At 66.9% G+C, this 19,490-nt stretch carries 17 protein-coding genes and 1 riboswitch; of the genes, 7 read left to right on the top strand and 10 right to left on the bottom strand.

Going from position 1 to position 19,490, the window contains the following annotated elements:
- The first annotated feature begins 220 nt into the window (after positions 1-220).
- Positions 221-328: riboswitch (SAM-I-IV-variant riboswitch) on the top strand.
- A gap of 54 nt (positions 329-382) precedes the next feature.
- The gene (locus tag DFO45_RS04585; protein WP_133863960.1) at positions 383-1,447 is read left to right on the top strand and encodes a low specificity L-threonine aldolase; all 1,065 of its coding nucleotides are present in this window, start codon (positions 383-385) and stop codon (positions 1,445-1,447) included.
- A 23-nt stretch (positions 1,448-1,470) separates the two neighbouring features.
- Here DFO45_RS04585 and DFO45_RS04590 read toward each other — a convergent pair whose 3' ends face one another.
- A complete protein-coding gene (locus DFO45_RS04590; RefSeq protein WP_133863961.1) occupies positions 1,471-2,124 on the bottom strand; it encodes an XRE family transcriptional regulator in 654 nt (217 codons plus the stop codon).
- 191 nt (positions 2,125-2,315) lie between these two features.
- Here DFO45_RS04590 and DFO45_RS04595 point away from each other — a divergent pair, with 191 nt between their 5' ends.
- The 4 genes from DFO45_RS04595 to DFO45_RS04610 all read left to right on the top strand — a co-directional run bounded on the left by DFO45_RS04595 (position 2,316) and on the right by DFO45_RS04610 (position 6,753).
- The gene (locus tag DFO45_RS04595; protein ID WP_133863962.1) at positions 2,316-3,809 is read left to right on the top strand and encodes an amidase family protein; all 1,494 of its coding nucleotides are present in this window, start codon (positions 2,316-2,318) and stop codon (positions 3,807-3,809) included.
- Positions 3,810-3,889: 80 nt separating this feature from the next.
- Positions 3,890-5,110: an MFS transporter gene (locus tag DFO45_RS04600; RefSeq protein ID WP_133863963.1), complete on the top strand. Its 1,221-nt coding sequence runs from the start codon at positions 3,890-3,892 to the stop codon at positions 5,108-5,110.
- Between the two features lie 29 nt (positions 5,111-5,139).
- Positions 5,140-5,487 carry a RidA family protein gene (locus DFO45_RS04605; protein ID WP_133863964.1) on the top strand — a complete coding sequence of 116 codons (348 nt, stop codon included), beginning with the start codon at positions 5,140-5,142 and terminating at the stop codon, positions 5,485-5,487.
- Between the two features lie 9 nt (positions 5,488-5,496).
- A complete protein-coding gene (locus tag DFO45_RS04610; protein ID WP_133863965.1) occupies positions 5,497-6,753 on the top strand; it encodes an FAD-binding oxidoreductase in 1,257 nt (418 codons plus the stop codon).
- 16 nt (positions 6,754-6,769) lie between these two features.
- Here the strand turns inward: DFO45_RS04610 and DFO45_RS04615 are convergent, their stop codons facing one another.
- From DFO45_RS04615 to DFO45_RS04655, 9 genes are all read right to left on the bottom strand, one after another.
- Entirely contained in the window at positions 6,770-8,095 is a 1,326-nt protein-coding gene (locus DFO45_RS04615) for an FAD-binding oxidoreductase (protein ID WP_133863966.1), read from the bottom strand.
- Positions 8,096-8,233: 138 nt separating this feature from the next.
- A complete protein-coding gene (locus tag DFO45_RS04620) occupies positions 8,234-8,716 on the bottom strand; it encodes an Lrp/AsnC family transcriptional regulator (RefSeq protein WP_012170552.1) in 483 nt (160 codons plus the stop codon).
- Between the two features lie 55 nt (positions 8,717-8,771).
- A complete protein-coding gene (locus tag DFO45_RS04625; protein ID WP_133863967.1) occupies positions 8,772-10,436 on the bottom strand; it encodes an ABC transporter ATP-binding protein in 1,665 nt (554 codons plus the stop codon).
- The gene (locus DFO45_RS04630; RefSeq protein ID WP_133863968.1) at positions 10,436-11,278 is read right to left on the bottom strand and encodes an ABC transporter permease; all 843 of its coding nucleotides are present in this window, start codon (positions 11,276-11,278) and stop codon (positions 10,436-10,438) included. Before DFO45_RS04630 ends, DFO45_RS04625 begins: the two co-directional genes overlap by 1 nt.
- Positions 11,275-12,228, bottom strand: a complete 954-nt coding sequence (locus tag DFO45_RS04635; protein ID WP_012170555.1) for an ABC transporter permease — start codon at positions 12,226-12,228, stop codon at positions 11,275-11,277. Before DFO45_RS04635 ends, DFO45_RS04630 begins: the two co-directional genes overlap by 4 nt.
- A 74-nt stretch (positions 12,229-12,302) precedes the next feature.
- Positions 12,303-13,919: an ABC transporter substrate-binding protein gene (locus DFO45_RS04640; protein WP_166657048.1), complete on the bottom strand. Its 1,617-nt coding sequence runs from the start codon at positions 13,917-13,919 to the stop codon at positions 12,303-12,305.
- 83 nt (positions 13,920-14,002) lie between these two features.
- Positions 14,003-14,719, bottom strand: coding sequence for an HAD-IA family hydrolase (locus DFO45_RS04645; RefSeq protein WP_133863969.1), 717 nt, complete (start codon positions 14,717-14,719; stop codon positions 14,003-14,005).
- Between the two features lie 205 nt (positions 14,720-14,924).
- Complete coding sequence (locus DFO45_RS04650; protein ID WP_133863970.1) at positions 14,925-16,298, bottom strand: aspartate aminotransferase family protein; 1,374 nt, start codon at positions 16,296-16,298, stop codon at positions 14,925-14,927.
- Between the two features lie 12 nt (positions 16,299-16,310).
- Entirely contained in the window at positions 16,311-17,153 is an 843-nt protein-coding gene (locus tag DFO45_RS04655; protein ID WP_133863971.1) for a GNAT family N-acetyltransferase, read from the bottom strand.
- 329 nt (positions 17,154-17,482) lie between these two features.
- On the opposite strand from DFO45_RS04655, the gene DFO45_RS04660 reads away from it, so the two are divergent.
- Together DFO45_RS04660 and DFO45_RS04665 are read left to right on the top strand one after the other, a co-directional pair.
- Positions 17,483-18,151: a haloacid dehalogenase type II gene (locus DFO45_RS04660; protein WP_133863972.1), complete on the top strand. Its 669-nt coding sequence runs from the start codon at positions 17,483-17,485 to the stop codon at positions 18,149-18,151.
- A 16-nt stretch (positions 18,152-18,167) separates the two neighbouring features.
- Complete coding sequence (locus DFO45_RS04665; RefSeq protein WP_133863973.1) at positions 18,168-19,448, top strand: FAD-binding oxidoreductase; 1,281 nt, start codon at positions 18,168-18,170, stop codon at positions 19,446-19,448.
- The last annotated feature ends 42 nt before the right edge of the window (positions 19,449-19,490 follow it).

The raw sequence follows: 19,490 nt of genomic DNA on the forward strand, positions 1-19,490 counted from the left end.
GACTAATGCCGCCCGATGCCAGAAGGACGGCCGCTGTTTCCAAATCCTGGGCGCGTGCTCAACGTCTGGCGGAGGGGACGCTTGCCCGCGGAGATGGGCCATCTGTCCGCGTGACCTTCACGTCACCTTCGCGTCCGCCGACGTCCCACGATGCTGATGGCGCTGGGGTGGCGGCCACGACGACGTTGCTTGCGCGCATGGTTGCGTCATGCTACCGCAAGACCTGCATCAAGAGTCGGGCCGGCGCCCGGCACCAACCTGCTCCCGGGCAAGGTGGTGCCTCCGTCACAGGAGGGATGTGGCCTGACCGGCAACAAACGGGAAAAGCCACGCGCGTCGTTCCGTCTTGGTGACAGGCCAGGATCAGAGAGGAAGACCCGCCGTGAGCCAGGACCGCCAGAGCGTCGAGCAGCAGCAAAGCCAGCCCCAGCAATTCGCCAGCGACAATTATGCCGGCATCTGTCCGGAGGCGTGGGCGGCCATGGCCGAGGCCAATGAGGGGTCCGCCGTCGCCTATGGCGACGACGACTGGACCCATCGCGCATCCGATGCCTTCCGAGCCCTGTTCCAGACCAATTGCGAGGTGTTCTTCGCCTTCAACGGCACAGCGGCCAATTCGCTGGCGCTGGCCTCGCTCTGTCAGTCGTATCACAGTGTCATCTGCGCGGCCTCGGCCCATGTGGAGACGGACGAATGCGGCGCGCCCGAATTCTTCTCCAACGGCTCCAAGCTGCTGGTGGCGACCACCGACGGTGGCAAGCTGACGCCGGATGCGGTGCGTGCGCTCGCCACGGGCCGCTCGGACATCCATTATCCAAAGCCCCGCGCCGTCACCATCACCCAGCCCACCGAGACTGGCCAAGTCTATACGCTGGATGAGATCGCGGCCCTTTCCGCCGTCTGCCGCGACCTCGGCCTGCGTCTGCACATGGACGGTGCGCGGTTTGCCAATGCCTGCGCCGCGCTCGGCTGCTCGCCGGCGGAGATGACCTGGAAGGTGGGCGTTGACGTGCTGTGCTTCGGTGGCACCAAGAATGGCATGGCGGTGGGCGAGGCGATCCTGTTCTTCGATCGCGCGCTGGCCCTCGATTTCGACTATCGCTGCAAGCAGGCGGGCCAGCTCGCCTCCAAGATGCGCTTCCTCTCCGCCCCCTGGGTCGGCGTTCTGGAGAGCGGGGCGTGGCTGCGCAATGCCGCCCACGGCAATGCCTGCGCCCGGCGTCTCGCCGCCGCCATCGCGGATGTGTCCGGTGTCGAGCCCATGTTCCCGGTGGAGGCGAATGCCGTCTTCCTGCGCGCGCCGGAGGCGGTGCTCGCGGCACTTCGGGAGAAGGGATGGCGCTTCTATACCTTCATCGGCGGCGGCGCGCGCTTCATGTTCGCCTGGGACGCGGATCTCGCGCGGGTCGATCAACTGGCCGCCGACATCCGGGCGATCGCGGCCTGAGACATTGTGGGCGGGCGGGAGGCTCAGGCCTCCCGCAGCGCCATCTGCCGCAACTGCTGATAGAGGTCCGGCGATTCCGCCGTGCAAACACAGACGATGCGGGCCGGATCCTCGCCCGCGTTGAGATAAGCGTGGCCCATGGAACTGTCGATATAGAGGCTGTCGCCGGTCTCCAGGATCTCGGGCGCATAATATTCCGTATGCACCTCCACCCGGCCGGCGGTCACATAGACATATTCCTCGCCCGGATGGCGGATGAGCGGGCCGAATTCCGCCAGCGTGCGGGCGCGCAGTTCTCCGGTGATGGGCACCATCGCCTTCGACATGAGGTCGGTGCATTTATAGGCATAGGAATAGGTGCGCGTGTCGATGACGTCGCCGTCCTTCGCGCGGCTGATGCTGCGGCGCGCGGTCACCATCTGGGCTGCGGGCGGGCCCCTGTCTGCCGCCGAGTGAAACAGCTCAGCGATGGCGATGCCGAGCCCGTTGGTCAGTTGCAACAGCTTGTCATAGGTGAGCGACATCTGGTGGTTCTCGACCTTTGAGAGGGTCGAAAGGGAGAGCCCCGTCCGCTCCGCCACCTGCTTCAGCGTGAGCTTGCGCGCCTGCCGCGCCGCCTTGAGACACTCGCCGAGCTGGGTCGAGACCGTGTCCGCCCCGTTCTGTCGCCCGGTCATAGGTCCTCCTTCATTCCGCGTCCGCGAGTTGTGCCGCAGCTTCCGTCCCTATTTAGGTGGGCGGTCCTCGCACGCGCAATATGCGGTTGGCTGAAGATTTCATCATCATCTGCACGCAGATTAAGCGGCGCATGATTTGCCGATTTAGAAAAAATTCGTACGATACGAAAAATCACCATCGGACCGCCGCGATGACCGAACTCTGCGACCTGACCGCCCTCGAACTGCGCGACGCCATTGCTTACCGGCGCCTCTCGCCGGTGGAGGTTCTGGAGGCCTGTCTCGACCGCATCGAAGCGGTCAATCCCGCCGTCAACGCCATGGTCACGCTGGACGTGGACGGCGCGCGCAAGGCGGCGGTCGAGGCCGAGGCGGCGGTGATGCGCGGCGATGCGCTGGGTCCGCTCCACGGGCTTCCGCTGGCGGTGAAGGACACGCAGGATGTGGGCGGGATGCGCACCACTTACGGCAGTCCGCTCTTCGCCGAGCACGTTCCGGCGGCGGATGCGGGCAGCGTGGCGCGCCTGCGGGCGGCCGGCGCCATCATCGTCGGCAAGACCAACACGCCGGAATGGGCGGCCGGGGCCAATACCCGCAATCCCGTCTATGGCGCCACCGGCAACCCGTTCGATCGGCTCAAATCCTGCGCCGGCTCGTCCGGCGGCGCGGCGGTGGCGCTCGCCTGTGGCATGACCCCCCTCGCCACCGGCTCCGACACCGGCGGCAGCCTGCGCAATCCGGCGGGCTTTTGCGGCATTGTCGGCATGCGCCCGTCCTATGGTCTCGTGGCCAGCGAACGGCGCCTGCACGGCTGGTCGAGCCTGTCCACTGACGGCCCGATGGCCCGCAACGTCTCCGACACCGCGCTGATGCTCTCGGTCATGGCGAGCGACGATGGCCGCGACCCGCTGGCCTATACGCTGCCGGGAGAACCCGTGCGAGGACGGCCGGAGCGCTGGTCAGTGCCTGAGGTCGACCTGCAGGGCCTACGGCTCGCCTTCACGGAGGACTTCGGCTTCGCGCCGACGGAGCAGCAGATCCGCCGCGTCTTCCGTTCGCGGGTCGCTGCTTTGGCGCCGCATTTTGCCACCGCTGAAGAGGCAGGGCCCGACTGTACGGGCGCCGACGACGCCTTCGCGGTGCTGCGGGCCTCCATGTTCCTCTCCATGTTCGAGAAGATCCATGTCGAAAAGCCCCACATGCTGGGGCCGAATGTGACGGCGAACGTGAAGGAGGGCCTCGCCTACAGCCTCTCCGATTATGCCCGCGCCGCCGCCACGCAGACGCGGATCTACCGCGCCTATCAGAGCTTCTTCGCCACCCACGACGTGCTCATTTCCCCGACCATCACGCTGAGCCCGCGCCCGTGGTCGGAACCTCATCCGGCCGACATCGACGGCGTGCCGACCCGCTCCTATTTCCATTGGCTCGCGCTGGCCTATGCGGTGACGCTCGCCGGCCATCCGGCCATCAGCCTGCCGCTGGGCGTGGACGAGGCGGGCATGCCGTTCGGCCTCCAGATCGTCGGTCCCCGCGGGGGCGATGCGCTGGTGCTCGGCGTCGCGAAGGCGCTCGAGACGGTCTGCGCGAGCGAAGCCGGGCTTTGCCGTCCGGTGCCGGACCTCGCCGCCCTTAAGGGGGCCCGTCCGCTGCGCGAGACCCCAGGCTTCATGACCTGGGAATGATCCGGGCGCGGATCTGACACCCATCAAGCAGACGCCGCAAAGGCGCGCTCAAGAGCCATAACAAACCTTCCGAGGCTTCCATGTTGAAAAAGATTGCCGGCAACAAGGCCGCCATCGTCGGCTTCGCGCTGCTCTATCTGGCATTCTGCATCTCCTATATCGACCGGGCGGCCATGTCGCTGGCGCTGACCCATGTGGGCAAGGAGTTCAGTCTCAAGCCCGACGAACTCGGCGCCGTGCTGAGCATCTTCTTCCTGGGCTATGCCATCATGCAGATTCCCGGCGGCTGGCTGGCCGACCGGTTCGGGTCGAAATATGTGGTGATCGTTACGATCGCGGCATGGTCGGTCTTCACCATCCTCACCAGCCAGGCCTGGTCGCTGGTGTCGCTGCTGGCGATCCGCTTCATCTTCGGTCTTGCGGAAGGTGGCTTCCCGGCGGCCAGCATCAAGGGCGTGTCGGAACTGGTGAAGAAGGGCAACCGGCCGAAGTTCACCGCGCTGCTCACCTCCTCCAATTATCTCGGCAGCATGGTGGCGCCGCTCATCATGGCGCCGCTCATCATCTCCTTCGGCTGGCGCCACGCCTTCGAGATCGTCGGCATTGCCGGCGTGGTCTTCGCGGTGGCCTATTTCCTGGCCGTGCCCTATCGCCGTCCGGCGCCGCGCGCGGCGTCCGTGAACGGCAAGGCCCGCACACCGGTGCGCGACCTCATGAAGAACCCGCTCATGTGGCAACTGCTCGTGGTGTGGTTCGGCCTCTCGTGCGTGAACAAGGGCCTCGATTCCTGGATGCCGACCTACCTGCTCCAGCAGCGCGGCCTTGACCTCAAGGCGGTGGGCCTGCTCACCCCCGTGCCCTTCCTCATGGCCACCATCTCCACCGCCATGGGCGGCTGGGTGATGACGCGCTTCTTCGCCCAGCGGGAGAAGTATCTGCTCATGGCCAGCGCGACCCTGACCGGCATCTTTCTCTATGCCATGTACAAGGCGGAGACGGTGGCGGGCGTCATCTTCTTCCAGTCGCTGGTCTATTTCTTCAAATCCTTCGTGCTGGCGACGGTCATCGCCCTGCCCACGAAAGTGCTGGCGGACGATCAGATCGGCACCGGCATCGGCATCGTGAATGTGGGCGGGCAGGGCGCCGGCTCGGTCGCGCCCTATGTGATGGGCGTGCTGGTGGCGAGCTTCGGTGTCTATGACGCTGCCTTCAACTTCCTGCTGGTGATGACCGCCATGTCGGTCGTGGTCGCGGCCACCATTCGCACGCCCGCGCCGGAAGCAGCCGCGCAGGCGGCCTGAGCCGTTCTTTTCCTTGTCAGAGGTGATCCATGTCCAAGCCCGCTCTGCCGTTCTCCCCCTGCCGCGAAGTCGGCGACATGCTCTATCTGTCGGGCGAGGTGCCGTTCGCCGATGACGGAACGATCCCGGAGGGAATCGAGGCGCAGACCGATCTGGTGCTGGCGCGCATCTCCCGTACGCTGGCCACCAAGGGCCTGACGCTGGATGACGTTGTTTCGGCAACCGTCTATCTGACCGACAAGTCCGACTTCGGCCCCTTCAACATCGCCTATGCCAGGCACTTTTCCGATCCGCTGCCGGTGCGCACCACGCTGATTGCCGATCTGGTCATCCCGGCCCGGCTGGAAATCACCGTCATCGCCAAGCTGCGGAACTGAGGACAGGACATGAAGACCGTCATCGTTCTTGGCGGCGGCATGGTGGGTGTCTCCACCGCGCTGCATCTGCGCCGCCGCAACTGGGATGTGGTTCTGGTGGACCGCCGCGCGCCGGGGCTCGAGACGAGCTACGGCAATGCCGGCATCATCCAGAGCGAGGCGGTCGAGCCCTTCGCCATGCCGCGCGATCTGCGGTCGCTGTTCGACATCGCGACGGGCCGGACCAACGACGTGCATTTCCATTGGGGCTCGCTGCCCCAGCACGTCGGTCCCCTCCTGCGGTACTGGTGGAATTCGGAAGGCGGACGCCACCGGCGCATTGCGGCCGGCTGGGCCGCCCTCATCGCGCAGGCGACCGCCTCCCATCAGGGCTTCATCGGAGAAATCGGCGCCGAGGCCGACGCGCTGGTCCGCCGGCAAGGCTACCGCACCTTCTACCGCAACCCGGCCGCCTTTGCCGACGCGGTCGCAACGGCCGAGCGCCTGCGCGCGGAATATGGGGTGACGTTCGCGGCCATGACGCCAGCGCAACTGGCGTCTGCCGAACCGGCGCTCCGGCAGACGGGCGCCGGCGCGATCCATTGGCTGGCGCCGTGGAGCGTGCGCGATCCCGGTGCCCTCGTCAGCGCGTATGCCAAGCTGTTCAGCCCGAATGGCGGCGCCTGCCGCGTGGGTTCGGCGGAGACGCTTGCCCGCACCGCGCAGGGCTGGCGGGTCGAGACGGCCGACGGTCCGCTGGAGGCGGAGCATGTGGTGCTGGCGCTGGGGCCCTGGTCGCCCGCGCTGCTCGCACGCTACGGCCTCACGTTCCCCATGGTCCGCAAGCGCGGCTACCACCGGCACTATGAGGGCGCGGCCCTCGACCTGCCGCTGATGGATACGGACAACGGCTATGTCATGGCCCCCATGGCCAAGGGCCTGCGCATCACCACGGGCGCAGAACTCACGGCGCCGGACGCGCCGCTGACGCCCGTGCAGCTCGGCCGCGCCGAGACGGCGGCGCGCGGGCTCATGGACTTCGGACAGGGCGTGGAGGACGAGCCTTGGACGGGCGTGCGCCCCTGCATGCCGGACATGCTGCCGGTGATAGGGGCGGCTCCCGGCCAGAAGGGGCTGTGGCTGAATTTCGGGCACGGCCACCAGGGCTTCACTCTCGGGCCCGTGAGCGGCCAGTTGCTGGCGCAGATGATGTCCGGCGAGGCCACCTGCGCCGATCCGGCACCGTTCAGCCCGAGCCGCTGGACCGGCGCCCGCGCGGCGGCCTGATGCCGGCGGGCTGCCCTCAGAACTCGGCCACCTTGCCCCAGGCCCCCTTGCTGAAGCGGGCCGGGCTATAGGGCCTGGGGTCGACGATGGGAGCGGTCCCCGTGACGAGATCGGCGATCAGGTGCCCGGCGCCGGTGCCGATGCCGAATCCGTGCCCGCTGAAGCCCGCGGCAAGGATGAAGCCGGGCAGGCTGTCCACCTCGCCAATGGCCGGGACGCCGTCCGGCGTGCTGTCGATATAGCTCGCCCATTGGGCGGTCACCGGCCGGTTGCGCAGGGCCGGCAGCAGATGAACGGCGCGGGCGTGGGTTTCGCTGATCTGGCGCGCGTTCGGCACCGGGTCGAGGATACGGCAGGCTTCCATGGGCGTCGGCGCATCGAGGCGCCAGCGGGCCAGCGTCTCGTGGCCCGAGCGCCAGCCTTCGAGCCCGCCCGGCGCGAGGCTGCGCCAGCGCTTGGCGAACATCGGCAGGAATTCCCGCCAGTAGCGGAACTGCTGCGGCGTCGGGTCGAGCCGGGCGCCGCCACTGATGGCGAGCGTATACCTGCCGTCGCTCCGCCGGGTCACCGAGACGGCCTTGGTGTGAAGTGCGGCCGGCAGCTCTTCGGGGCCGGGGCCGACGGAGAGGATCGAGGCCCGGATCGAAGCCTGGGGAAAGCTGATGCCATACTGCCGGCAGAAGGACGAGGCCCACGCTCCGCCCGCCAGAACGACCGTCCTGGTGCGGATGGTGCCCTTCTCCGTCACCACGGCGCTGACGCGGCCGCCCTGCGTCTCCAGCCCGCGCGCCGCGCACATCTGATGAACGCTGCCGCCCGCCGCCAGGATGCCGCGGGCGGCGATGGGCACGGCCCGCCCGGGGTCGGCCGTCCCGTCGGTCGGCGAAAAGACGCCGCCCTTCCATGACCGGCCGCTCGCCGCGCCCCGTGCCGTCGCTTCGCGGGCATCCAGCATGTGGGTGGTCACGCCGACGCTGCGGGCGAATTCGCCCCATTTCGCCCAGCCGGCGATCTCCACCTCATCGTTGGAGAGATAGAGCAGGCCGCAGCGGCGGAAGCCGGCATCCTCGCCGGTCTCGGCCGCAAGGCGCTCCCACAGATCAAGACTTTTGGTGGCCAGCGGCAGTTCGCGGGCGTCCCGGTTCTGCTGGCGGCACCAGCCCCAGTTCCGGCTGGACTGTTCGGCGGCGATCCGGCCTTTCTCCACCAGCGCCACCTTCACCCCGCGCCGGGCGAGATAATAGGCGCTGAACACGCCCACCACTCCGCCCCCGATGACCACCACATCGGCCTCTGTCGGCAGTTCGGGGCTGGTTTCGATCGAGAGAAGCTGAATGGGCATGCGGCGGACCGTTCCGTGAATCGTCCTGCCGATGTTAGCGGGCGGCACCAGCGGGCCGGCACCGCAAACGGCCCGCACGCAGCATTTCCTTCTGCGGGGCCCGACGCGTGCCGCATGTTCGCCCGACCGCGCCGTCTGTCAGTCGGTCGGGCGGAACAGGCTTGTGAGGGGCATGTGGGTCTTCACGATCGGCGACTTCAGCACCACGAAGCTGAAGTATTTGTCGATCCCGATATCCTGATCGATCAGGCGTTCCATGGTTTCCTGATAATCGGCGATGCCGCGCGTCACGAATTTCACGAGGTAGTCATAGCCGCCGGAGATCAGGTGGCACTCCATCACACTGTCGAGCTTGTCCACGGCCGCCACGAAGCGGGCGAAATCGATCTGCCTGTGGTTCTTCAAGGTGACTTCCGTAAAGACGGTGAGAGTCTGCCCGAGCTTGCCCACGTTGATGCGGGCCGAATAGCCGGTGATGTAGCCCTCGGACTGGAGCTTCTTCATCCGCATCAGGCAGGGACTGGGAGACAGGTTGACCAGCCCGGCCAGCTCCACATTGGTGATGCGGCCGTTCTTCTGCAGCTCGGAGAGGATCTTGACGTCGATCTGGTCGAGTTTCATGTGCTGACCATGCCCGCCGCTCTGGCCCAAGGCAACGCCCGCGCTCCCGCCGGCCTCATCGCTTCGACAGCGCCGCCACGAGCGCGGGATCGCGCTCCAGGCCATCGAGCCAGCGCGGGTCGAGCTTGGGCACCGAGGAGAACAGGAGACGCGTGTAGGGGTGATGCTCGACGGTGCCGATGCGGGACCGGGGCATCTCTTCGATCTTCTCGCCCGCATACATCACGGCCACGTCGTCACAGATGGCCTCCACCGTGGGCAGGTCGTGGCTGATGAAGATGTAGCTCAACCCGAGTTCCGCCTGAAGTTCACGCAGCAGGTCGAGGATCGCTGCCGCCACCACGGTATCGAGGGCAGACGTGATCTCGTCGCACAGGATGAGGCGTGGTTCGGCGGCGAGCGCACGGGCGAGGTTGACGCGTTGCTTCTGGCCGCCGGAGAGTTCCGGCGGACGGCGATGCTTCAGCGCGCGCGGCAGGTGGACCATGTCCAGCAGGCGGTCGATCCGCGCCTCGCGCTCCTGAGCCTTCATTGCGAAATAGAAGACCAGCGGCCGGGCGAGAATCTCCCCCACCGACTTGGCAGGATTGAGGGCCGTATCGGCGGACTGGAACACGATCTGGATCTTGCGCAGCTCTTCGCGGGAGCGTTTTTTCGCCGAGCGGGAGAGCTGACGATCCTCGAACACGATGTCGCCGCCCGCCGGGGGCAGGATGCCGGCGATGGCGCGGGCGAGCGTGGACTTGCCGCAGCCGGACTCTCCGATGATGCCGAGGTTGCGGCCGGCCTCCAGTTTCAGGCTGACGGATTTCACCACCTGGATGGCGGGCAGGCCCGACCCGAGAATGGGGCCGTAGCCCGCCACGATGTTGCTGAGTTCGAGCAGGGGCTTGGGGGTCTCGTCCGCCTTCGTCCGCGGAAAGGGGTCGGCCCCCACCGGCCGGAAGGCCGCCAGAAGCTCGCGGGTGTAAGGATGCTGCGGCGTCGACAGGATCGCGTCGGTCATCCCGATTTCCTGCACCTCGCCGCCGCGCAGGACGACGATGCGCTGGGCGATCTGGGCGACCACGGCGAGATCGTGGGACACATAGACGCCCGCAATGTTCCGCTTCTGCATCACCGCCTTGAAGGCGCGCAGCACCTCGATCTGCGTGGTCACATCGAGGGCGGTGGTGGGCTCGTCGAAGATAACCAGTTCGGGATCGCCGATGAGCGCCATGGCTGCGGACAGGCGCTGCAACTGGCCGCCTGAAACCTGATGAGGGTAACGGTCGCCGATGTTATCCGGATCGGGCAGGGAGAGTGCGCGGAAGAGGGCGACGGCGCGCGTGCGCGCCTCCGCATCGCTCATCAGGTGGTGGATGCGCGCCACCTCGATCACCTGATCCATGATGCGCTGCGCCGGATTGAACGCTGCCGCCGCACTCTGCGGCACATAGGCGACCTTGGTCCCGCGGATGGCGGCCCGCTCGCGCTCGGAGAGCCGCGTCATGTCGGTGCCGCAGACGCGCACGCTGCCGCCGGTGATCCGGCAGCCGGCGCGGGCATAGCCCATGAGGGTGAGCGCGATGGTGGTCTTGCCTGAGCCGCTTTCTCCGATGAGCGCGACGATCTCGCCGGGCGCGATCTCGAAGCTCACCCCCTTGATGATCTCGACGCGGCGGCCCGCATCGGTTGTGGCCTCGACTTTCAGATCGCGGATTTCGACAAGGTTCGTCATCACGCGCTCCGGTCCCGGATCTTGCGGGGCAGGTTGTCGATCAGCAGGTTGACGCTGATGGTGAGGCTGGCGATGGCGAGCGAGGGGAAGATCACGGCCGGGGCGCCGAAGGCGAGGCCCGAGATGTTCTCGCGGACCAGCGCACCCCAGTCCGCATTGGGTGGCTGCACGCCGAGGCCGAGGAAGGAAAGGCCGGAGAGCAGCAGCACGATGAAGACGAAGCGCAGGCCCACGTCCGCAAACACCGGCCCCACGATGTTGGGCAGGATTTCCGAGCCGATGAGGTAGGCAACGCCCTCGCCGCGGGTGCGGGCGACGGTGACGAAATCCATCGTGTTGATGTTCACGGCCAGCGCACGCGCGAAGCGGTAGGAGCCGGGCGTGTAGATGATGGCCAGTGTCCCGATCAGCACCGGGATGGATGAGCCGATGCCTGCGACAACCACGAGCCCGAAGAGCTTGCTTGGAATGGAGCTCAAGGCGTCCAAGAAGCGGCTCAGAATGCTGTCGAACCAGCCGCCGATCACGGCGGCGGTCATGCCGAGCGTCACGCCGGTGCAGCAGGCGATGGCGACTGCCGCAAGCGACAGGCCGACCGTATAGCGCGACCCTGCGATGATGCGGGAGAACATGTCGCGCCCGAGATAATCCGTGCCCATCCAGAATTTGGCGCTGACCGGGCCGAAATAGTCGAAATCGACGATATCGCCGATGGCGTACGGCGTCAGGCGGGGGGCGAAGATGGCCACCACCAGCCAGAACAGGATCACAAGGAATGCGCCGATACCGACGGGGCTGATCTGGTAGCCCACGCGGGGCAGGGTGAGGAGGCGCGTGCTCATCGGCGCAGCCTCGGGTTGGACAGGATGGCGATCATGTCCGCGAGGGTGATCAGGGCGAGATAGACCACGCAGAAGATCATCGCACAGCTCTGGATCAGAGGCAGGTCGCGGGTGGAGACGGCGTCCACCATCAGCTTGGCGATGCCCGGATAGTTGAAGATGGTCTCCACGATGATGACACCGCCCAGCAGATAGGAGAGGGAGAGGGCTACGGCATTGGCGATGGGCCCGATGGCGTTGGGCAAGGCGTGGCGCAGCACCATGCGGGGGCGAGAGGCACCCTTCAGCAGCGCCATCTCCACATAGGGCGTGTTCAGCGTCTCGATCACCGCCGCGCGCGTCATGCGGATCATCTGCGCGGAGATCACGCAGCTCAGGGTGATGATGGGCATGGCGAGGGCCCGGAGCAGCTGGAGAAACGTCAGGCTGTCGCTAGTGAAGGACAGGGCCGGCAGCCATTTCAGATAGACGGCGAAGATCAGGACGGCGGATGTCGCCACCATGAACTCCGGGACGGAAATGACGGCGATGGTGAGGACCGTCACCGTGCGGTCGAACAGCGAGCCGCGCCACATGGCCGAGAGGATGCCGAGCGTCAGCGCCACCGGCACGGAGAACAGCGTGGTGGCGCCGGCGAGCTTCAGGGAGCTGAGCAGGCGCGTGCCGATCAGGTCCTTTACGGGCATGTTGTTGGCGTAGGATCGGCCAAGATCGCCCGTCAGCAGGCCCGCGAGCCAGTGGAGAAAGCGCAGGATCGCCGGGTCATTGAGATGCATGGCAGCGCGCAGGCCCGCTACGGCTTCCGGCGTCGCCGACTGCCCGAGCAGCACCTCCGCCACGTCGCCGGGCAGAACCTCCGTGGCCGCGAACACCGTGAAGGCCACGATGAGGAGCGTGACCGCGGCGATCAGCAGGCGGCCGCCCAGAAGGGACAGGACATAGCTGTTCATTGGCGCTCCCGCGCGAGGATGACGGATCACCGGGCGGCACCGGCGAGGCCGGAAGCGGCCTGTCGGCATTGCGGTCAGGAGGCGAGCCAGACGTACTCGGCGAAGGCGTAGCCCATCATGCCACCCAGCGGATTGGGCTCGAGGCCCTTCAGCTTGGAGGAATGGGCGTCCACATTGGAGATGAAGACCGGGATGGCCGTGCCCGCCTCCTCCGCAATCATCACCTGCATTTCGCCATAGATCTGCTTGCGCCTGGCCTGATCGAGCGAGCCGCGCGCCTCAAGCAGCAGCCGGTCGAACTTCTCCGACTTGTACTGGCTCTCGTTCCACGGGGCGCTTGAGGCATAGAGCAGCGAGAAGAGGATGTCGGGCGTGGGGCGCGGATTGATGTTGCCGAAGTGCATGGGCGCCTTCAGCCAGTAGTTGGACCAGTAGCCGTCCGACGGCACGCGCTTGATGTCGAAATTCATGCCGATGCCCTGGCCGGCCTGCTGCAGCACCATGGCCATGTCGATGGCCGAGTTCGCCGCTTCGGACGTCACCACGGGAATGGGCTGGCCGAGCACGCCGGCCTTCTGGAACAGCGCCTTCGCCTTCTGCGGATCGAAGGGCTTCGGTTTCAGTTCGGCATTGTAATACATGTTGGAGGGGGGGATCGGCTGGTCGTTGGCGATTTCCGCCAGGCCCCGCAGGGCGGACTTCTGGATCTGCTCGCGATTGAGCAGATATTTCACGCCCTCCACGAAGTCCTTCTTGTCGCCGGGCGACATGTCGAGGCGCATATTGAGGTCGGTGTAGTTGCCGGACGTGGTGCGCGACAGCAGCACGCCGGGCTGGCTTTCCACCAGGCGCATGGAGCGCGGATTGATCGCGGCGGCGAGCTGGATGTCGCCGGACAGCAGCGCATTCACGCGCGCGGCATCGTCCGAAATGGCAAAGAACTCGAAGGAATCGAGGTGCGGATAGCCGCTCTTCCAGTAGTTCCTGTTCTTCAGTCCGATGGAGCGCACGCCGGGCTCGAAGGTCTCGCAGACGAAGGCGCCGGTGCCGTTGGCCTTGGCGAAGGTGGTGGTGCCGTCGGCAATGATCATGAAATGATGCATGCCGAGGATGGTGGGCAGGTCGCCATTGGGATTGGCGAGGGTGATCTCCACCGTGGACGGGTCCACGGCCTTGATCTCGCTCATCTGCTTGGCGATGGAATTCACCTTCGAGCCGACCGCCGGATCGAGGTGGCGCTTCAGTGAATAGACCACGTCGGCCGAGGTCAGCGTCTTGCCGTCGTGGAACGTGACGCCCTTGCGCAGCTTGACGGTCCAGACCTTGGCGTCGCCGCTCTCGACGCTCTCGGCCAGTTCCATGCGCACGGCGCCGCCTTTGTCGATGAAGGTCAGGCGGTTGTAGAAGGCGCAGCAGCGCACATAGTCGGTCGACAGCGAGGCTTTCGCCGGATCGAGCGTGTCGGCCGTGGAGGCGGACCAGCCGGCAGCCTTGAGATTGCCGCCGGAGACCGGCGTCTGCGCCACGGCATCCGTGGCACGGGCAATGAGGCCAGAGCCGAAAGCGGTGGAGGCGATGCCGCCGGCCAGCAGCATGCGCATGAGATCGCGGCGCGAAGCGCCCCGGCGGATGGCGCTCTCAACCATGGCGTCGTCGGCACGGGTCCAGTTGGAAACGGTCTTGTCGGTCACGAGGATCCCCTTTTTTGTCTCTCGTTGACAGGCCCGGCGGGGAGGGAAGGTCAGCTCCCCGGCCGTCTTCTCGAACGCACCCGTTACGCTGCGTGCCGCGCCTCCACCGCGTCCGCGAGTTCGGCCATGGACGTGAAGTGGTAGTCCGGCGTGGTGAATTGCGACGGCGCGATGGTGCCGCCATAGCCCGGCTGGGCGTGGCGGCGCTGGATCCAGCAATTGGTCAGGCCAAGCTGCCGGGAGACACCGATGTCGTGATACTGGCTCTGGGCCACGTGAAGGATGTCGTCCTTCGCGCCGCCATCGGCTTCCACGAACGAGAACACCTGTTCGAAGAAGGCCGGGTCAGGCTTTTCCGTCCCCGTGTCGTCCGTCGTGAAGGCGGAATAGAACGGGTTGCCCAGTGCGTTGGAAAAATGCTCGTAGGCCCAGCGCTGCGCATTGGTCATCGCAATCAGCTTATAGCGCTTTGCGAGCCGCGCCAGCGCTTCCGCGCTATCGGGAAAGGCCGTCCAGCCCGGTACGGCGGCGCGCAGGCGGGCGCCGTAGGGCGCATCCGACGGCAGGCCGAGCTTCGGCGCGATCACGCCATAGACGCGCGTCAGGTCGTCCGGGAAGCGCAGCGCGTCGGGCATGTAGCGGGCTTCCCGGTAGAGCGCGAGCGCTGCTTCCGGATCGAAGGGCACGCCATGCTCCGCGGCGATGGCCGCCAACGGCGCCGTAAGGCCGGCCTCGAAGTCGATCAGCGTGCCGACCACGTCGAAGGTGAGATATTTGAAGGTGGATAAGCTCCTGGCCACAGACCTGTCCCCTCTGGGCGCCCGCCGGCGCATTGACGATGTCGCGGCCGAGGCCGGTTCCGAACGGTGCCGAGGCTGCTTTCGCCTCGTGGATGGGTGTCAGCCTTCAGTGTTGCCAAGTGTGCAGCGCGGGATCGGCTGAAACGCGGGCGGCGGGCGGCAGAATCTTCTGAAATCAGCCGCCCGCCGGAATGTGGGTCCCCGCTCAGGCCATGGCGGCGCGGACGTCCGGGTCTTCCAGGGTCTGGTCCAGCGTCATGCGGGTGCGCTCGATGATGCCGTCGATGTCGGCGTCGGTGCAGCAGAGCGGCGGCGCATAACCGAGGATGCCGGTGGCGAAGGCACGGATGACAAGGCCATTGTCCCACGCGCGGTCGAAGATGCGGTGAGAGGGGTCGGCGGCCGCCGGCAGCGGTGTCTTGCGGGCCTTGTCGGTGACGAGCTCGATGGCGGCCAGCATGCCGCGCCCGCGCACGTCGCCCACCAGCGGATGGTCGGAGAGGCTCCGGAGCCCGGCCATCAGTCGCGCGCCGGCCCTGCGGCCGTTCTCCAGCAGCCCCGCCTCGTAGAGCCGCAGCACCTCGAGACCGACCGCCGCGCTGACCGGATGGGCGGAATAGGTGTAGCCGTGGCCGACGGCTGCCTCCCCAGCGCCGTCGGCGATGGTGTTGTAGACGTGATCGGACAGGAACACCGCGCCCATGGGCACATAACCCGAGGTGAGCCCCTTGGCGGTGGTCATGAGGTCGGGAACGATCCCCTCGTCCGTGCAGGCGAACAGGGGGCCGGTGCGCCCGAAGCCGGTGATGACCTCGTCGGCCACGAATAGAATGTCGAGTTCGCGGCAGACCTCCCGCATGGCCTTCATCCAGCCGTCCGGGGGCACGAGAACACCGCCGGAGCCCTGGATGGGCTCGGCATAGAAGGCGGCGACGCGATCCGGCCCGATCTCCTCCACCTTCGCTCGAAGCGCGGCCACTGAAGCGGCGATGATCGCTGCGGGGTCGCTCCCTACCGGATTACGATAGGCATAGTGGGACGGAATTTTATGCTGCCAGTCGAAGGGCAGGCCGAAGCCGGCGTGGAACAGCGGCAGAGCGGTGAGGCCGGCGCCTACGGTCGAGGAGCCGTGATAGCCGCTCGCCAGCGACATGAACTGGTCCTTCTGCGGCGTGCCGCGCGCGTGCTGATAATAGCGGATGAAGCGGACGGTGGAATCCACGGCGTCCGAGCCGCCGAGCGTGAAATAGACGTGGTTGAGATCGCCCGGCGCGCGGTCCGCCAGTTCCGCCGCGAGGCGAATGGCACTTTCCGATCCGAGGCTGAAATAGCCGGTGGCATAGGGCAGCTCACGCATCTGCTTGGCCGCCGCCTCGACAATGCTCTCGATGCCGTAGCCCGCATTCACGCACCACAGACCGGCGAAGCCGTCGATCATGCTGTGGCCGGTGGCGTCGGTGACGGTCGCGCCCTTGGCGGATTTGAGCACCCGGACGCCCGCCCGCTCGTGGCCGCGATACGAGGCGACCGGATGCACCAGATGGGCGCGGTCGAGTTCAACGAGGGAATTGCTGGTCATCAGGCTTCTCCTTCAGCCAAGGGCCTGGCTGGCGAGGGCAAACGTGCGGGCGCCATCGTCCGGCGCCGCCGAGCGGGCATTGCGGATCATCGGCGTGCCGCCGCCGACACGGGCCAGGCCATGGCGAGCGAGAAAGGCGCCGATGCCCTCCACATCCGGGGTATCCACCCGCAGGAAGCGACCCGGTCGGGTGGCCATGAGGAAGGCGATCAACTGTTCGGCCTCGGTGCGGCTCGGCGCCACGACCGGGCCGGCCACATCGCCCCAGCCGAAGGGGCGGAGGACGGCAAAGCCACGCGGCCCATCGGCACCGCGCAGCACGGCGACTTCGCCGATCGCGGCAAGGGCATGGAGGAGTTGCGTCCGGTCCATTCCGCAGGCGGCGCGGTCGAGCGCGATCAGGGCATCGATCTCGTCCGGGCTGGCCCAGGTCACGGCCGCGGGCGCGGGCGGCAGGCGATCGGCAAGAACCCCCTGGTGCTGGGCGATCTCACCGACGGCCCGGAAGCCGAGCTTCTCATAAAGCGGCAGGCCCTCCAGCGTCGCCACAAGCCGGCACTCGCGCGCTCCGGCGCTATCGAGCGCGGCATCCATGAGCCGCCGCCCGAGGCCGCGCCCCCGCATGCGGGCGGAGACGATCACCATGTTGATGGTCGCCGCGTCCGCGCCATAGGGCGTCATCAGGGCCGTGCCGACGAGATCACCATCTTCGACCGCCGCAAAGCCACGGCTGAGCGCGAGCATGAAGGCCCAGTCTTCCCGCCGGTGCGGCCAGGCGGTCTCGCGGGAGAGGGCGGTGGCGCCATCGAGGTGCGCGGGTGACAGGTTGGTGAGGGCAAGGGTCGATGAAGCCATGTCTGGTCCGGGAATGGGGTTCCGGTGTCCCCAGAGCCTAGCGCGCCCAGTTCAGGCGGTTCCGCTCCACTGATGCCGATGGGCGACACGATCCGCCGTCGCTCGCCATGCCCGCCGCATCTTATGCCGCGGCCGGCGAGGAGGGGCTGGGAGATGGGGCGCCGGCCGGCCCTCCTGCGCCCCGGTCGCGCAACTCTCTACCGGGCACCCGGCGAGATACGGAACATTCTGCTTCGCCGGCTTGCGGATTGCGGTGAAGCGGCTGGCGGGGCGCTCCTATGCTGGCTGTGTCTTCAGCCCACCGGGCACCTTTCAAGGACGAAACCGGCATGACCCGCTTCCGGCCCAAATACGTGACCTTCGACTGCTACGGCACTCTCACCCACTTCCAGATGGCCGAGGCCGCGCGGGACATCTACGGGGCGCAGCTCGACGAGCCGCGCATGGCGCAGTTCGTAAAGAATTTCGCGGCCTACCGGCTCGATGAGATCCTCGGCGACTGGAAGCCCTATGATGAGGTGATCCATAATTCAGTGGAGCGCACCTGCAAGAAGAACGGCGTCGCGTTCCGGCCCGAGGATGCGCTGGCGATCTACAACCGGGTGCCCTCCTGGGGCCCGCATCCGGATGTACCCGAGGGGCTGGCCAAGGTGGCGAAGGAGATCCCGCTCGTCATCCTCTCCAATGCCATGGATGTGCAGATCCCTTCCAACGTGGCCAAGCTCGGCGCGCCTTTCCACGCGGTCTATACGGCGCAGCAGGCCAAGGCCTACAAGCCCCGCTTCCAGGCCTTCGAATATATGTTCGACATGCTGGGCTGCGGGCCGGAGGATGTGCTGCATTGCTCCTCCTCCTTCCGCTATGACCTCATGTCCGCCTATGATCTCGGCATCAAGAACAAGGTGTGGGTGAACCGCGGCCACGAGCCGGCCAACCCCTATTATGAATATACCGAGATCAAGGATATCCGCGGCTTGCCCGGCGTCCTGGGCCTCTGAGAAACGGCGGCCCGTCATGCGCTTCACATCCTATTGGGCCGACACCGCGCCGGCCTTCACGGGCGGGACGCCCGGCTCCGTTGAAGGCGCCTATGACGTCGCCATCGTGGGCGGCGGCTTCACCGGCCTTGAAGCCGCCCGCACGCTCGCCAAGGCAGGCGCCAGAGTGGTGGTGCTGGAGGGCGGGAGCATCGGCTCCGGCGCCTCCGGCCGCAACGGGGGGCACCTGAACAACGGGCTTGCGCATTCCTATCTCGCGGCGAAATCGCACCTCGGAGCGGAGCGGGCGGCCACGCTCTACCGGGCCTTCGACGCCGCGGTGGATCACATCGAGCGGACCGTCGCCGAAGAGCAGATCCAGTGCAGTTTCAAGCGCGTGGGCAAGCTGAAGCTGGCCTCGAAGCCCGCTCATTACGAGGGGCTGGCCCGCAATTTCGAGGCTCTGCATCGCGAGGTTGATCCAGATACGGCCATGCTCGACCGGTCGGCCATCGCGGAGGAGTTGCGGTCGCAGGCGTTCCACGGCGGCATGCTGTCGCGCAAGAGCGCGGTGATGCACATGGGGCGCTACGCGGCAGGTCTCGCGGATGCCGCCGTGCGCCACGGGGCGACCATCTTCGAGAATGCGGCGGTGACGGCGCGCTGTCGGGAGGGCGCTCTCCATGTGCTCGAAACCACGCGGGGGCAGGTCTCGGCGCGGGAGGTTCTGGTGGCCACCGGCGCCTATACGTCAGGCCCCTTCTCGTGGTTCCGACGGCGGATCGTGGCCGTCGGCAGCTTCATCGTTGCCACACGCCCGCTCAGCAGAGCGGAGATCGCCTCCGTCATCGTGCGCGAGCGCACCTTCGTGACCTCGCTGAACATCGGCAACTATTTCCGTCTGTCGCCCGACGACCGCCTGATCTTCGGAGGCCGCGCCCGCTTTTCCGCGGTCTCGGATCAGCGCTCCGATGCCAGGAGCGGCGAGATCCTGAAGGCGAACCTCGTCGGGCTCTTCCCGCAAATGTCCGGCGTGCCGCTCGATTATTGCTGGGGCGGTCTCGTGGACATGACGCAGGACCGCTATCCCCGCGCCGGGCGAACAGAAGACGGCCTGTGGTACGCCATGGGCTATTCCGGCCACGGGGCCCAGATGTCCAACCTGATGGGGCGCGTGATGGCCGAAGCCATGCTCGGCCGGGAGGACCGCAATCCGGTGAAGGGCCTCGACTGGCCGGCTGTACCCGGCCATCTCGGCACGCCCTGGTTCCTGCCGCTGGTCGGCTTCTATTACAAGATGCTCGATCGTTTCCAGTAAGCTTCCGACACACGCATGGGACAGGGCGGGCCTCGAGACCCG

The organism is Azorhizobium sp. AG788 (assembly GCF_004364705.1).
GTDB classification, from domain to species: domain Bacteria; phylum Pseudomonadota; class Alphaproteobacteria; order Rhizobiales; family Xanthobacteraceae; genus Azorhizobium; species Azorhizobium caulinodans.